We start from the raw sequence: 15,274 nt of genomic DNA, 5'->3' as shown, positions 1-15,274 counted from the left end.
TCAAGATCAAAAGATCGCAGCCTTCGGTAACGCCTACGCAACTGCGCGTAAAGCGTCTACAAAATGTTAGACCCTTTCCCACACCTCAAAGCTGAAACCCGGCTTGCCCTCTTCAGCCGCATGCGGCTCATTCGACACCCGCGTCCATTGCGCCTGATCAAACTCAGGGAACCACGCATCGCCTTGCGGGCTAAGCCCCACACGCGTCAGGTACAACCGGTCGGCATCTGCCAGCCCCTGGGTGTACAACTGCGCGCCGCCAATCAACATCACTTCGCTCACGCCCTGCTCTTTGGCCCACGCCTGTGCGCGCTCCACGGCCGCATCGAGCGAGGCAAACACCTCGGCACCTTCAAGCTGCAAGTCGGTCTGACGACTGACCACCAGGTTCAAGCGCCCCGGTAAAGGGCGGCCCAGCGAATCCCAGGTTTTGCGACCCATAATGATCGGCTTGCCCAGGGTGGTGGCTTTGAAATATTTGAAATCCGCCGGCAAATGCCACGGCATGCTGTTATCGACGCCGATCACGCGGTTTTCACCGAGCGCTGCGATCAGGCTGAGGGGGAGAGTTTTTTTCATGTTGGCGAGGATACCAGAGCGACCCGCGCCCGCAGTACCCCGTGCGACGTAACAGCGGTTATGCTCTTGGCTCACTTGAATGGATTGGCCTGTGACTCAACTTTCCCCTTTGCAACGCCTGTGGCTGACTGAAACCGTGCGCCTGCGCGAAGAACACGCGGGCCCGCTGGATGACCAGGAAGCCAATCGTCGCGCCCGCAGCAGCGGCGGCGACCTGACCCACCGCCTTGAGCATCGGGCCTTGTGGCTGGCTGAACGCGATGGTTTGCTCAGCGCCCTGCACCACTGGCTGCAAGGCGCACGGCTGTCGGTGCTGGTGCTGGCGGTGTTGGCCGTGATCAGTGGCGCAGGGCTGGCCTTTGCCGCGCTGGGCAACGGCCAAACCCCGGTTAATGTGTTCTGGGCGCTGGGCAGCCTGCTGGGCCTCAACTCGATTTTATTGCTCAGTTGGGTGCTTGGCCTGCTGTTGGCCGGTGAGCACGGCGCCAGCCTTGGCCGCGTATGGCTGTGGCTCAGCGACAAGCTCGCCCGCGATGCCAAGGCCGCCCAACTGGCCCCCGCCCTCCTGTTGTTGCTGCAACGGCGCAAGCTCAATCGCTGGGCGCTCGGCGCATTGGTCAACGGGCTGTGGCTGCTGGCAATGCTCAGCGCATTGGTGATGATGCTGCTGCTCATGGCCACCCGCCGCTACGGGTTTATCTGGGAAACCACCCTTCTGGGGGCCGATGCGTTTGTCGCCGCCACACGGGCACTGGGCGCTCTGCCGAACTGGCTGGGGTTCAGCGTGCCCACGGTGGAAATGATCCTCGTCAGCACTGACAGCAGCCTCTACAACAACGAACTGGTACGTCAGTCGTGGGCGATCTGGCTTGTCGGCGCGGTCCTTATTTATGGCGTGATCCCGCGCTTGCTGCTTTACCTTTTCTGCCGCTGGCGCTGGAAGAGCGGGCGCAATGCGCTGCAACTGGACCTCAACTTGCCCGGCTACAGTCAACTGCGCGAAACCTTGATGCCGAGCAGCGAACGCCTTGGCGTCAACGACATCGCGCCCCAGCAACTGCACACGGTACAGGCTGGGAACACAGATCTGCACACCGATGGCGCACTGATCGTGGCCATCGAACTCGACGACCAACACCCGTGGCCGCCCACATTGCCCCCGACGGTGAAAGACGCAGGCATCCTCGACAGCCGCGAATCACGCCAAACCCTGCTGGAGCAAATGACCCGCTTCCCGCCTGCGCGGCTGGCGATTGCCTGTGACCCCAGGCGCTCACCGGATCGCGGCAGCCTGGCGTTAATCGGCGAACTGGCCCGCAGCGCTGCTCAAACACGGGTCTGGCTGCTGCAAGCCCCGCCCGGCCAGGCGCTAGACGCCGACCGCCTGAGCGACTGGCACACCGCGCTCAAGCAACTGGGCCTGCCGTTCGCCACCAGCGCCCCCTTGAACTGGCTGGAGACAGGTCATGACTAAGCCACTGACGCTGGCCGTGGTCGGCCACACCAATGTTGGCAAAACGTCGCTATTGCGCACCCTGACGCGGGATGTGGGTTTCGGTGAAGTGTCCCATCGCCCCAGCACCACGCGGCATGTCGAAGGGGCGCGGCTGTCGGTGGACGGCGAGCCGTTACTGGAGTTGTACGACACGCCGGGGCTGGAAGATGCCATTGCGCTGCTCGACTACCTTGAGCGCCTCGACCGCCCCGGCGAACGCCTGGACGGCCCGGCCCGCGTCGCGCGTTTTCTTGAAGGCAGCGAGGCCCGCCAGCGCTTTGAGCAAGAAGCCAAAGTGTTGCGCCAATTGCTGGCCTCGGACGCGGGGCTGTACGTGATCGATGCCCGCGAACCGGTGCTGGCCAAGTACCGCGACGAACTCAGTGTGCTGGCCAGTTGCGGCAAACCGTTACTGCCAGTCTTGAATTTCGTCAGCAACCCGCAGCAACGCGAACCCGAATGGCGCGACGCACTGGCGCGTCTGGGCTTGCATGCGCTGGTGCGCTTCGACAGCGTGGCCCCGCCCGAAGACGGCGAGCGCCGTTTGTATGAAAGCCTTGCGCTGCTGCTGGAACACTCACGGGACGCGTTGCAGCGCCTGATCACTGACCAGCAGGCTCAACGCGTGGCGCGCAAGCACAGCGCATTGCGCCTGATCGCCGAATTGCTGATTGATTGCGCCGCGTGTCGGCGCAGCGTAGTCAGCGAAAAAAGTGCCGAGCAAGACGCCATCAACCAACTGCGACAGGCCATTCGCCAACGTGAACAACGTTGCGTCGAAGCCTTGCTCAAGCTTTATGGCTTTCGCGCCAGCGACGCAGCGGCCAGCGATTTGCCGCTGCTGGACGGGCGCTGGGGCGATGACCTGTTCAACCCTGAAACCCTCAAGCAACTGGGCGTGCGGGTGGGCGGCGGTATTGCCGCAGGCGCCGCGGCGGGGGCGGGAGTGGACTTGATGGTCGGCGGCCTGACCTTGGGCGCGGCGGCGTTGGCCGGTGCCATTGCCGGTGGCGCCCTGCAAACCGCGCGCAGTTACGGCAGCCGCCTGCTGGGCAAGATCAAAGGCCAACGTGAGCTGACCGTGGACGACAGCGTGTTGCGCTTGCTGGCCTTGCGCCAACGCCAACTGCTGCATGCGCTGAGTGCGCGGGGGCACGCGGCGGTGGACAGTATCAAGGTGGCAACACCGCAAGAGAAAACCTGGCGCGAAGGCAAACTGCCTGAGGCGCTGAACAAAGCCCGCGCACATCCGCAGTGGTCGTCCCTCAACCCGCACCCGAAACTGAGCCAGGCCGAGCGCCAAGCGCAAATCGAAGCGCTGACCGAGCAGATTTGATGCCCTGCGGCCGCTGCTACGCGCTTAGCAGCTTTAACGCTTTGCCCTTGAGCAGACCCATGTCGATCAGCGGCACGTTCATGGCCTTGGCCCGTTCGTCCCACGCCCGCATGCGAAGGCTCAGGGCGCACAGCGGGTCTTGCTCGAACGCGTCAGCCTCAGCGTCACTCATGACCCCGCCCTGATAACCCAGGGTTCGCAAGCTAGCCTCACTCAACAGGGCGTAATAGCCCGGCTGACGCAGTGCGAGGTAGCGCTTGGCCTGTACGTGGTACTCCACCAGTTTGGCGATGCGCTCACTGAAGCCCTTATCGCGCAGATAATTGGCGCCCTGCAACTCGTGACTGATCACGCCGTAACCGCCCATGTTGTCCGCGGTTTCGGCGCAAATATGCCCGATATCGTGAAAGAACGCCGCCAGCACCACTTCATCGTCATACCCTTGCGCCAACGCCAGCTGTGCGGCCTGGGACATGTGCTCGATCTGCGACACCGGTTCGCCGATGTAATCGTCAGCACCATATTGCTGATACAGGCCAAAGACCTCTTCAACCACCAGCTGCGCGTTCCTCATCACAGCTCCTCCAGCATCCGGGCGATGTTGGCCTCGGCCATGGCGGGGCCAACGCTCATCCCCACGCCTGTATGCATCAGCGCTGCATTCAGGCCAGGCGCGACGCTTAACCACGTAAAGGGTTTGGCACCTTTAGCGCCATAGACACCTTGCCAGCGCTCGACCACCTGCACGCGACAACCCAGTGTGTCTTCGCACAGTTGCAGCATCCAGTTGTCGACCTGTTCGCCGTTAAAGGGTGATGGATCGTCGGCGTAATCGTGAGAATCGCCGACGATCAAATCCCCGTACGGCGTAGGGCTGATCAGCAGGTGAATGCCGTGTTCATCCAGATGCGGGCTGTCACGCAGAATTTGTGCGTGCACCGCTGCGGCTTCTGGCAGGTCGGCGAACGCACCGTAATGCACGCAGCTCAAACCCGTGAGCAAGGCGTGTTGCAGGTTTAAATCCACCTCAGGGCGTACGCGCAGCATTTGCAGGCGACAGATTTTCGGGTCGAGCGCCGCTAAGGGTTCGGCCAACAAGGTCTGGTAGTCGTGGCCTGAACAGACAATGACGTGAGCGCCGGTGAAAGTGCCAGCCGTGGTGTGTACCACGCCCGGTTCGACCTCGCGCACCAGCGTCGAGAAATGAAACTCGACGCCCAGCTCGCGGTGCAGAAACTCGATCAATGCCGGGATGGCTTCGCGTGAGTAGACCTGTTGATCGTCCAGCCCGTGCAATGCGGCGCGGTGGTGTTTGAACTGGCCGCCGTACAGATCGCGCAGATCCCCTGCGCGCAGTAACTCGGCGCGATAGCCATAGGCCGGGGCACGATTTTGGCAGAAGGCATCGAGCAGGAGCTCTTCGGCTTCGGTGCGCGCGAACAGGTAAGAGCCGTTGCGCTTGAGTTCGAAGCCCGCCTGTTGTGACCAGTTGGCCCAAATGTCGCGGCTGGCGCGGGCCAGGTCCAGCATTACACCGGGGGGCTGGCCGGTGACCAGCGCCTGGCCAAAGTTGCGCACCGAGGCGCCCAGTGGCGTGGCGGTGCGTTCGAACACCCGGACCTTAAGCCCGCGCCTGGCAGCGGCGTAAGCGTGGGACAGGCCCAAAATACCGGCGCCGACGATGAGAACTGAGTGGGGTGGGGCCATTGCGGATTCCTTGTCTGACATAACCCTTAGGGACTTTACGGCGCCGCTTTCTCAGACTTGCCGTCATAGCGCTTACGCCATTCGGTCAAAATTTGATCGCGGTTCTGCGAAGCCCACACAAAGTCGTTTTTAATCAGCCGCTGCTCGTAATCAGCGGGCAACTCCGTCTGCGGCTTGGCAATCCCCGGCTGGGCCAACACCGCAAAGTTTTCTTTATAAAGCTCCATCGCCTGCGGACTCGCCGAAAAATCCGCCAGTTTTTGCGCTGCTTCTGCATGCGGCGTGCCTTTGATCAGCGCCGTGGCTTCGATCTCCCAGCCCAACCCCTCTTTGGGCAAGATGATGTCCAGTGGCGCACCCTGGCGCTTGAGCTGCACCGCCGGGTATTCAAACGAGATCCCTATCGGGAACTCACCCGCCGCCGCCAATTTGCACGGCTTGGAACCGGAGTGAACGTATTGACCGATGTTCTGGTGCAAGTCGTCCATGAACTGCCAGCCCTGCTTTTCGCCAAAGGTTTGAAGCCACGCACTCACGTCCAGAAACCCCGTGCCGGACGACGCCGGGTTGGGCATTACGATCTTGCCTTTGTACTCAGGCTTGGTCAGGTCTTGCCAGCTTACAGGCTTGGTCAGGCCCTGCTTCTGGGCTTCGATGGTGTTGAAACACAGGGTCGCGGCCCACACGTCCATGCCCACCCACGCCGGGGGGTTGGCGGCATCGCGGTAGTTCGGGCCGATTTTGCTCAAGTCTTTGGGTGCATAGGGCTGCAACATGCCTTGTTGATCAAGGATCGCCAGGCTTGACGCCGCCAGGCCCCACACGGCATCCGCTTGCGGACGGGCTTTTTCGGCCAGCAGTTTGGCGGTGATGATGCCCGTGGAGTCACGCACCCATCTGATTTCGACGTCCGGGTTGGCTTTCTCGAAGGCTTGTTTGTAGGTCTTGAGCTGCTCGGCTTCGAGGGCGGTGTACACCGTCAACTCGGTTTTGGCCGCAAACGCATTGACGCTAAACGCAGTGAGGACAGCAGCAACAAGAGCAAGAGGCTTGAACATGGTGCGTTTCCTTTTGGTTTTAGGGGCACGAATCATGGCGCAGGTGCGTCCTGACGCCAGGCTTGGGAGCGACGCAGCACGCCGCGCGACGCCCAGGCCAACAACAGGGAGACACCCGCCGAGGTGAACAGAATCAAGGTCGACATCGCGGCCGCGCCGCCTACGTTGCCCGCGTCATCCATGTTCAACACTGCCACCGCCGCAAGGAGGGTGTCGGGGCTGTAGAGGAAGATCGCAGCCGACACCGTGGTCATGGCCGACACGAACAGGTAGCGCACGATGTCCAGCAACGCCGGCAGGCAAATCGGCACCGTGACCCGCAGGTAGTGGCGGTACAGCGGCGCCTTGAGCGACAGCGCGGCGGCTTCGAACTCGCTATCGAGCTGGCGCAGGGCCGTGGTGGCGGTCATGTGTGCGGTACTCAAATAATGAGCAATGGTGCACACCACCAGCAGGATCATGCTGCCGTACAGCACATGCAGCGGATTGCCGGGCACATTGAAAAAGAACACGTAGCCCAGCCCCAACACCAGGCCCGGCACAGCCATCGGCACAAAACTGAGCATGCGCAGCGCCAGATTCAGGCCTTTTTGGCCTTTGGTTTTCTCCATCAGATAGGCACCCGTGAAGATCACCGCGCTGCCGATCACCGCCGTGTACAACGCCATCGTCAGGCTATTGCGATAGGCCAGCCAACCGCCGCCCGCCGTATCGTTGAACTGATAGTGATGCAACGACAACGACAGGTTGTATGGCCAGAACTTCACCAGTGAGGCGTACACCGCCATCCCGAATACGAGTAACAGAGCGGCGCATATCAGCATCACGATGGCCAAGTAGCAGCGGTCGCGCCCTTTGCCAGGCACTGGCTTGAACACTTGAGCACGACCGCTCATTGAGTCGCCCTGCTGACGGCGCAGCCACGCATCCACGCCGAAGCTCAACAGCGCAGGCAGCAACAAGACCATGCCAATCAAGGCCCCGCGCCCAAATTGCTGCTGGCCAACCACGGCCTTGTAAGCCTCCAGCGCCAGCACTTGGTAATCGCCGCCTACCACGACGGGCACGCCGAAGTCGGTAATGGTCAGGGTAAACACCAGGCAGAACGCTGCGAACACAGCTTGTTTTGTGCCCGGCCAGGTAATGCTGCGAAAGGCTTTGAACGACCCGGCACCCATGCTCGATGCCGCGTCAAACAGGCGCGCATCGGCCAGCGACAACGCCGACAGCAAAATCATCAGCGCATGCGGAAAGGTGTAGATCGCTTCGCCCAGCACGATGCCCCAGAAGCCATAAATGTTGTCTGACACCAGACCGCGCAACAGGCCCTGATTGCCGAACAGGTACACCAGCGCAATGCCCGGCAGCATCGACGGTGCCATCAGCGGCAACAGCGATAGCCCGCGCCACACGCGCTTGCCGGGAATCATCGTGCGTTGCAGGGCGTAGGCAAACAGGTAAGCCAGCGGGACGACAATGACCGCCACGCTCAGCGACACCTTGAGGCTGTTGCCCAGCAACCAATGGAAGTTGTCACTGCTGACCAGCTCCCGCGCGGCGATCCAACCCCCACCCTGGCCGTCTGCTGCACTGAACCCGCGCCAAAAAATCGCCAGCAACGGCATCAACACCGCGACGCCCAATAGCAACAGCAGCAGCCATTTGCCGCCGACCACGAAAATCTTGTCAGCGCGCTCGGCTCGCGACGTGAGGCCGGTCATTTTGCCGGTGTGTGGCAGCGTCATGTCAGCGGCCATCTCAGGCAAACACCTGCAAGCAGCTCGGCGGCAGGGCGACCACGATGTCCTGATTGCCCAGGCGCGGCAGGTCGTGGCTGCCCACTTCGGCCGTCAAGGCGTGGCCCGGCAGGTGGTTGAGTTCAAAACGCATGCGGCAGCGATTGCCGAGAAACGTGATGTCGCGCACCCGCGCCGGGAACAGGTTTTCCTGATGCTGCAGCGGATTCACGGTGATGGCTTCGGGGCGGCAAAACAGTCGGCCAGACGCCACACCGCTGGCGTCGTCGGCCAAACGCATGTTCAGGCCGCCGACCTGCGCGTGGCTGTCGCTGCTGCGCTGGAACGGCAGCCAATTGCCCTGCCCGACAAACTCGGCCACAAACGGCGTGGCGGGTTTGTTGTAGATGGCCTGCGGGGTTGCGTACTGCTCGACCTTGCCGTGGTTCATCACCGCGATGCGGTCAGCCATGAGCATGGCTTCGTCCTGGTTGTGCGTGACCATCAGCGTGGTGATACCGAGCTGGCGTTGCAGTTGGCGCAACTCCGTACACAAATGCTCGCGAACCCTGGCGTCGAGGGCCGACATCGGCTCATCCAGCAACAACAACGAAGGCGCTGGCGCCAAGGCGCGGGCCAGGGCCACACGTTGCTGTTGGCCGCCCGACAGCTGGCCGGGGAATTTCTTTTCGCTGCCGTTCAGGCCCACCAGTTCGAGCATCTCGCTCACGCGCTTGCGCACCACGTCGCGGTTGCTGCCCGCCAACCCGTAGGCGATGTTGGCTTCGACACTGAGGTTGGGGAATAACGCGTAGGACTGAAACAAAATGCCGTAATCGCGCGCTTGCGGGGCGAGGTCGGACACATCGCGACTGCCCAGATACAACACGCCACTGTCCTGACGCTCAAGGCCTGCGATGCAACGCAGCAGGGTGGTCTTGCCGCAGCCGGACGGCCCGAGCAGACACACCAGTTCACCGGCGGCGACTTCCAGCGACACATCATCCAGCGCGGTGAAAGCGCCGAAGCGTTTGCTCACATTGCGCACCTTCATCGGCACGCCCGGTTGGGACACAGCGGTTGCGTTCGAGCGGTTCATGGATGCACCTCATCAAGCAGATGAGGGTCATCCTAGAGAGGCAATGCGTACACGATGTGGCAGCGAGGCAAAAGTTGCCGATAGTGGTATTGGCGGATTTGGGTGTGATGCACGATCAAAAGCCCCTCGCCCTCGGGAGAGGGGCAAGAAGCAGATTCCCTTAACACCGCAAATCGGCCCCCTCTCCCTCGGGAGAGGGCTGGGGTGAGGGGCAATGTGGCCCCGGTCTTACTTCTGCGTCCCGTCATCATGTTGCAAGTTGGCCTGGGTCAGGTTGCACCCAGCCGGTACGCTGCGGGTCAGCCACACATTGCCGCCGATGGTCGAACCCTGACCAATGGTGATGCGCCCCAAAATCGTCGCCCCGGCATAAATCACTACGTCGTCCTCAACAATCGGATGGCGTGGGTGGCCTTTTTGCAATTGCCCCGACTCGTCCGCCGGGAAGCGTTTGGCGCCCAGGGTCACGGCCTGGTAAATCCTCACGCGCTCGCCAATGATGGCGGTTTCACCAATCACGACGCCCGTCCCGTGGTCGATGAAGAAGCTGCGGCCAATCTGCGCGCCGGGGTGGATGTCGATGCCGGTGGCCGAGTGGGCAATTTCGGCACTGATGCGCGCCAGTAAAGGCAGACCCGCACGGTACAAGTGGTGCGCCAAACGGTGATGAATCACCGCCAGAATCCCCGGATAGCACAGCAGCACTTCGTCCACACTGCGCGCTGCCGGATCGCCGTGATAGGCCGCCAGCACGTCGGTGTCGAGCACGCTGCGCAAGCTCGGCAGGGCCAGGGCAAAATCCTGAATCAATAAAGTGGCCGTGGCATCCACACCGTCATCGAGCTGGCCACTTTGGCGCGCCGCGTAACGCAATTCCAGACGTGCTTGTGCCAGCAGGGCGTTGAGCGCCACGTCCAGCGTGTGGCCGACATAAAAGTCTTCGCTTTCTTCGCGCAGGTCCACCGGGCCAAGACGCATGGGGAACAATGCTCCGCACAGCGCTTCCAGAATATCGGCCATCGCTGCACGCGAGGGCAGTTCACGCCCGCCCAGCTCGCCACTGACACGCCCGTTCTGCGTGCGCCATTGATTACGCGCCGTGCGCAACTGGCTGACGATGGTTTGCAATTGCCAAGGATTGGAACGCTCGCTCACGATGAATACTCCGCACGCTGGCGGCCGGATTAACCGGCCGCGAAATGGCAATGATTTTACGGTATCAAAGGATGTCGGACTCGGACAATTACGCGATCACTGATGACGATGACGCCAAACACGCCAACCCAGCCCGATCAACACCAGCAGCACCAGCGCCGCCAGAATCACCCCGCTCAAGCCGTTATAGCTGAACAGCGGCTTTTCGATGCGCACGTAACCCGGCTCTGCAAACAACTGGCGCAACGCATGATTGGCCTCCTCCAGGCTCACAGCCTGCAAGCGCTTGGCCGGATCGGCAAAGCGGCTTTGGTCGTAGTCACCCAGCGCGCTCCAGTAATAATCGGCCAGCGCACTGTTGCCCTGCACCGCCCACGCCTGCCGCGCAATGGCCGCTTGCTTGAGGCGGGCGAAGCGCTGCGGGTCGAGGCCGTCTTTGAGCAGTTGAGCCTTGAGTTGGGACATGACCTGCTGGGCCTTGGCCACATCGTCGCGTTCAAGGTCGGCATTGAGGCTCAAGAATCCTACCCCGCCAAACACCTCGCGCTCTGACCACGGCCCGTACGACAACCCGTGCTTGAGCCGCAGTTCGCTGTACAGCGCCCACTCCAGGTAGTCGCGCAGCAAGTCCCAGGTTTCGTCGCTTTGGCCCGCAATCACCGGTTCCGGCAACAGCCAGTGCAGCTTGGCCGTGTCACCGACGACGCCGCGCAGCAACACGCGCTCTGCGTCGGCGCGGGCGTCAATGTCGGCCAACGGTTTGTGATCGCTGGGATCGACCGGCTCCAGCGCCCCATAGGTACGCTCCAGATAGGCCGGCAACACGCGGTCGAGTTCGCCGACGATAATCAGCGTCATGTTATTGGGCGCGTACCACGCCTTGCGCACGGTTTCGAGCTGTGCACGGGTGAGGCCCTGAACCTGCGCGCGCTCGGCGCATTTGAGGCCCAGCTCAACCGCCAGTTGATTACTGGCGCTGTGGCCCACGTCCTGCCGATCGAGCCAACGTTGCAAGTGCGAGTAATGGCCGCCGTCTTCGCGCTCAACCACTTGCTTGGCCTCTGCAATGCGTTGTTCGGTGAGCTGGGTTTGCGTCAATAAACTGAGTAACAGGTCGAGCACCTTGCGCTGGTTCTTTGCCGGGGCCTCGATCACAAACGTGGTGTCTGCGTGGCTGGTAAAGGCGTTCCACTCGCCGCCCAGCGCCTGCATGCGCTCTTCAAGCCCGCCCTCGCCTGTATCGTCGGTGCCGCTGAACAACAAATGCTCCAGCAAGTGCGGCAGTTGTTGGTCGGCACAGCTGAAATCGTCCAGCCCGACGCCCACCACCAAACGAATCGACACATGGCCGCTATCACGGGTGGGCTTGAGGATCAGTTGCAGGCCGTTGGGCAGTTGATAGCCCTCAACACTGGAGCGATCAAGGGCAAAACTCTGGGCTGCGCCAAGCAGCAGACAGATGAACAGCAGGCAACGCATAAAAAATCCCTGAATCCCTGTTGGGTGATGAAGCAGTCAGCGCAGGTTAGTCGCTGCTTAAAGACTGACAACAGTGAATCGCGCAACGTTCAAGGCGAGTGTGTGGTGTCGGTGATCTCATCGAGCAGCAATGCGCCGGTTTCAGAGGTTTCGAGCACCACGTAGGCGCTGGCGCAAAACAGCGAGTTGAGGCGTTGCATGTCGGCGATCAGTTCCAGGTGCATGGAGCTGGTTTCAATGCTTTGGGTGATTTTGCGCTGTAAACGGCTGACGTGTGCGTGGGCCAAGCGCCGTTCCTGCGCACGAAAACGGCGTTTTTCACGCAGTAATTGCCGGGCACTTTGCGGGTCACCGGTGAGGAAGACCGTCAGCCCGAGTCGCAGGTTGTCGATCAACTGGCGCTGCAAACCGGTCAATTCTTCAAGCCCGTCTTCAGAGAAGGAGCGGCGTTTGGAGGTCTTCTGTTGCTGCACTTTGCGCAGCATGCGTTCGATAAGGTCACTGGCCAGCTTGAGGTTGATCGCCAGTTCGATGATTTCAGCCCAGCGCCGACTGTCTTGCTCGCCCAAATCTTCGCGGGGCATTTGTGCCAGATACAGTTTGACCGCGCTGTAGAGCACTTCGACGTCATCGGCCAGGGTGCGCATCTCTTGGGTGACGGCGGTTTGCTTACCGCGCAGCACGTCGAGCATGTTCACCAGCATGTTGTCGATCAAGTCGCCAATGCGCAGGGTTTCACGTACCGCGTTGGCCAACGCCAGGCTTGGGGTTTCCAGTGCTGTAAGGTCCAGATGGCGGGGTTTGACTGCGCCGTTGGCCTGCTCGCGCTCGGGCAATAACCAGGCGCACGCCCGCGCCATCAGGCCGACGGTGGGCAGCATCAAGAAACACCGCGCGGTGTTGTAGAGCAGATGAAAGCCAATCACCAGCTCTTGGGCGCTGTAACTGAGGGTGTCCATCCACGCCACCAGCGGGTCAAGCACCGGGATGATCAACAGCAACCCAAACAACTTGTACAGCAGACTGCCCAATGCGACTTGGCGCCCGGCGGCGTTTTGCATGCTGGTGCTGAGAAACGCCAGCACGCCACTGCCGATATTGGCCCCAATTACCAGGCCAATGGCCACCGGCAAGCTGATCACTCCTGCGCCCGCCAGCGTGGCCGTGAGCAGCACGGCGGCCAGGCTGGAGTAGGAAATCATGGCGAACAGGGCGCCGATCAACGCATAGAGCAAGATGTCGCCCGTCAACGAGGCGAAAATCACTTTGACGCCTTGGGCCTGAGTGATGGGGGCGGCGGCTTCGACGATCAGTTGCAGCGCCAGAATGATCAGGCCCAAGCCGATGCCCACCCGGCCCAACTGGCCCGCGCGGGTTTGCTTGCGCGACAGGAAAAAAATCACCCCGAGAAAAATCAGCAGCGGCGACAGCCACGACAGGTCAAAGGTCAGCACCCGCGCCATCAGCGCCGTGCCGACATCCGCCCCGAGCATCGTGGCCAAGGCTGGCGTCAATGCCATCAAGCCCTGGCCAACAAACGAGGTGACCAGCATCGCGGTGGCGTTGCTGCTCTGCACCATGGCCGTGACCACGATCCCGGCGACAAACGCCAGCATGCGTTTGGACACGTTTTGCCCAATCACATGGCGCAGGTTTGAACCGTAGACCCGCAGAATGCCGGTCCGGACAATGTGCGTGCCCCAAATCAGCAAGGTCACGGCGGAAAGCAGATTAAGCAGGGTCAGCATGCAGGCTCCCTGTGCGATGGATGCCCTGGTGGGCTGGATCAAAGGGTTGCGGCCATTTCCTACAGTCGTTTCTTAAGCTGTAGTCGGCAAATAAGCAGAACGCCAGCATCGCATAGCTGGCGCAGCGTTGAAACATTTCTGAAACACTTACCGAAGGTTGCCCCCATTGCGCAGGAGCCGCCGCAAGCTGCGATCGTTGAACCGCTCGCAGCCTTCGGCAATCTCCTACGAATAGTGCGGGTTAGAGCGTGCTGTAGAGCGGGAAGGTGCCCAGCAGTAAGGCTGCCACCAAAATGCACAGGCACACTAAAACGGCCCACTTGAGCGTGAAGCGCTGGTGATCGCCAAACTCGATACCCGCCAAGGCCACCAGCAAGTAGGTCGACGGCACCAACGGGCTGAGCAAATGCACGGGCTGACCGACAATCGAGGCGCGGGCCATTTCGACGGCGGTGATGCCGTAATGGCTGGCAGCTTCGGCCAATACCGGCAACACGCCGTAGTAAAACGCGTCGTTGGACATGAAGAAGGTGAACGGCAAGCTGACCAAGGCGGTGATCACGGCCAGGTACGGCCCCATCGCTGGCGGAATCACGGCCAGGAGGCTTTTGGACATGGCATCAACCATGCCTGTACCCGAGAGGATGCCGGTGAAAATACCCGCGGCGAAAATCAACCCGACCACGGATAACACGCTGCCAGCATGGGCGGCCACGCGGTCTTTTTGCTGTTGCAGGCACGGGTAGTTGACGATCATCGCAATGCTGAACGCGACCATGAACAACACCGGCAAAGGCAGCAGACCAGCGATCAGGGTGATCATCAACGCCAGGGTCAATGCACCGTTGAACCAGATCAGTTTGGGACGGCGGGCATCCGGGAACTGCGAGACGCTGATTTCGCTGTGGTCCACTTCGTCGCCATGCAGGTGCAGTTCACCCAGGCGCGCACGCTCACGCAAGCCATAGCACCAGGCGATGACCAAAATCGCCGCACAGCCTGCGAGCATGGCCGGGATCATCGGTACAAAAATGTCAGAAGGGTCGACATGCAGCGCACTCGCTGCCCGCGCCGTCGGGCCGCCCCACGGCGTCATGTTCATCACGCCACCGGCCAGGATAATCAGCCCCGCCATGATCCGCGGGCTCATGCCGATGCGCTTGTACAGCGGCAGCATCGCGGCCACGCAAATCATGTAGGTGGTAGCGCCATCACCGTCCAGCGACACCACCAGCGCCAGCACAGCGGTGCCGACGCTGATTCTCAACGGGTCGCCTTTTACCAGCTTGAGGATTTTGCGCACCGCCGGGTCGAACAGGCCGGAGTCGATCATCAGCGCGAAATAGAGGATGGCAAACATCAGCATCACCCCGGTCGGGGCCAGCTTGGTAATGCCTTCAAGCATCATCGGCCCGATTTTGGGCGCAAAACCGCCGAAGACGGCGAACAGGATCGGTACCAGGATTAACGCGATCAGCGCAGACAGGCGCTTGGTCATGATCAAGTACATAAACGTAATGACCATGGCAAAGCCAAGGAAGGTCAGCATAAACAATCACCATTCTTATTGTTGTCGAGTGGGCGCTGGCAACGGCTTACACCGCGGCTCTGGCCAGCCGGTCTAATGCCGGGGGTGACGGGATGCTAGTGATGATTCCTTTCATCCCGCTTTCACGAGTAAGTTTTCTGAGCGGTGGCGCTGAAATACCTGAGCGAACGGGCCTAAAGAAAAGAGTCTGACCACTGGTAGCGGATTATTCCTACGCGCTGGCATATGTTTAATCACAGGCTGATTGCAATGCGCCAGCCCTGGTGTGAAGGACTTGCCTGTGAAGGGTTTCAGCTCCATGCGCGAATCACCGCAGCGGCATTCGGCCAAGGC

Annotated in this window: 12 protein-coding genes; 2 read left to right on the top strand and 10 right to left on the bottom strand. The window is 61.2% G+C overall.

The annotated features are described in order from the left end of the window. Nucleotides 1–66 precede the first annotated feature (66 nt). Nucleotides 67–579: a dihydrofolate reductase gene (locus TU86_RS09335; RefSeq protein ID WP_048364008.1), complete on the bottom strand. Its 513-nt coding sequence runs from the start codon at nucleotides 577–579 to the stop codon at nucleotides 67–69. Nucleotides 580–670: 91 nt separating this feature from the next. Between TU86_RS09335 and TU86_RS09330 the strand changes: the two genes are divergently transcribed. Then, nucleotides 671–2,053: a DUF2868 domain-containing protein gene (locus TU86_RS09330; RefSeq protein WP_048364007.1), complete on the top strand. Its 1,383-nt coding sequence runs from the start codon at nucleotides 671–673 to the stop codon at nucleotides 2,051–2,053. Next, nucleotides 2,046–3,410: a GTPase/DUF3482 domain-containing protein gene (locus tag TU86_RS09325; RefSeq protein ID WP_048364006.1), complete on the top strand. Its 1,365-nt coding sequence runs from the start codon at nucleotides 2,046–2,048 to the stop codon at nucleotides 3,408–3,410. Before TU86_RS09330 ends, TU86_RS09325 begins: the two co-directional genes overlap by 8 nt. A 16-nt stretch (nucleotides 3,411–3,426) precedes the next feature. Here the strand turns inward: TU86_RS09325 and TU86_RS09320 are convergent, their stop codons facing one another. From TU86_RS09320 to TU86_RS09280, 9 genes are all read right to left on the bottom strand, one after another. Beyond that, the gene (locus TU86_RS09320; RefSeq protein ID WP_048364005.1) at nucleotides 3,427–3,984 is read right to left on the bottom strand and encodes a phosphonate degradation HD-domain oxygenase; all 558 of its coding nucleotides are present in this window, start codon (nucleotides 3,982–3,984) and stop codon (nucleotides 3,427–3,429) included. Then, nucleotides 3,984–5,117 carry a TIGR03364 family FAD-dependent oxidoreductase gene (locus tag TU86_RS09315; RefSeq protein ID WP_048364004.1) on the bottom strand — a complete coding sequence of 378 codons (1,134 nt, stop codon included), beginning with the start codon at nucleotides 5,115–5,117 and terminating at the stop codon, nucleotides 3,984–3,986. The genes TU86_RS09320 and TU86_RS09315 overlap by 1 nt, the downstream gene beginning before the upstream one ends. A 35-nt stretch (nucleotides 5,118–5,152) precedes the next feature. Further along, nucleotides 5,153–6,175, bottom strand: coding sequence for a putative 2-aminoethylphosphonate ABC transporter substrate-binding protein (locus tag TU86_RS09310; protein WP_048364003.1), 1,023 nt, complete (start codon nucleotides 6,173–6,175; stop codon nucleotides 5,153–5,155). Nucleotides 6,176–6,207: 32 nt separating this feature from the next. Then, on the bottom strand, nucleotides 6,208–7,932 hold the full coding sequence (locus TU86_RS09305) for a putative 2-aminoethylphosphonate ABC transporter permease subunit (RefSeq protein WP_048364002.1): 1,725 nt from the start codon (nucleotides 7,930–7,932) through the stop codon (nucleotides 6,208–6,210). A 1-nt stretch (nucleotide 7,933) separates the two neighbouring features. Next, the gene (locus tag TU86_RS09300) at nucleotides 7,934–9,010 is read right to left on the bottom strand and encodes a putative 2-aminoethylphosphonate ABC transporter ATP-binding protein (RefSeq protein ID WP_048364001.1); all 1,077 of its coding nucleotides are present in this window, start codon (nucleotides 9,008–9,010) and stop codon (nucleotides 7,934–7,936) included. Nucleotides 9,011–9,238: 228 nt separating this feature from the next. Next, nucleotides 9,239–10,165: a serine O-acetyltransferase EpsC gene (gene epsC / locus TU86_RS09295; protein WP_048364000.1), complete on the bottom strand. Its 927-nt coding sequence runs from the start codon at nucleotides 10,163–10,165 to the stop codon at nucleotides 9,239–9,241. A 96-nt stretch (nucleotides 10,166–10,261) separates the two neighbouring features. Continuing rightward, entirely contained in the window at nucleotides 10,262–11,644 is a 1,383-nt protein-coding gene (locus TU86_RS09290) for a M16 family metallopeptidase (protein WP_048363999.1), read from the bottom strand. Nucleotides 11,645–11,733: 89 nt separating this feature from the next. After that, nucleotides 11,734–13,392: a Na/Pi cotransporter family protein gene (locus tag TU86_RS09285; protein ID WP_048363998.1), complete on the bottom strand. Its 1,659-nt coding sequence runs from the start codon at nucleotides 13,390–13,392 to the stop codon at nucleotides 11,734–11,736. A gap of 241 nt (nucleotides 13,393–13,633) precedes the next feature. Beyond that, nucleotides 13,634–14,941, bottom strand: coding sequence for a CitMHS family transporter (locus TU86_RS09280; protein WP_048363997.1), 1,308 nt, complete (start codon nucleotides 14,939–14,941; stop codon nucleotides 13,634–13,636). Nucleotides 14,942–15,274: the final 333 nt, after the last annotated feature.

The organism is Pseudomonas weihenstephanensis (assembly GCF_001043055.1).
In the GTDB taxonomy this organism is placed as follows: Bacteria; Pseudomonadota; Gammaproteobacteria; order Pseudomonadales; family Pseudomonadaceae; genus Aquipseudomonas; species Aquipseudomonas weihenstephanensis.
Note: the sequence above shows the minus strand (reverse complement) of the source record. Positions and strands in the feature narration are given on the sequence as shown.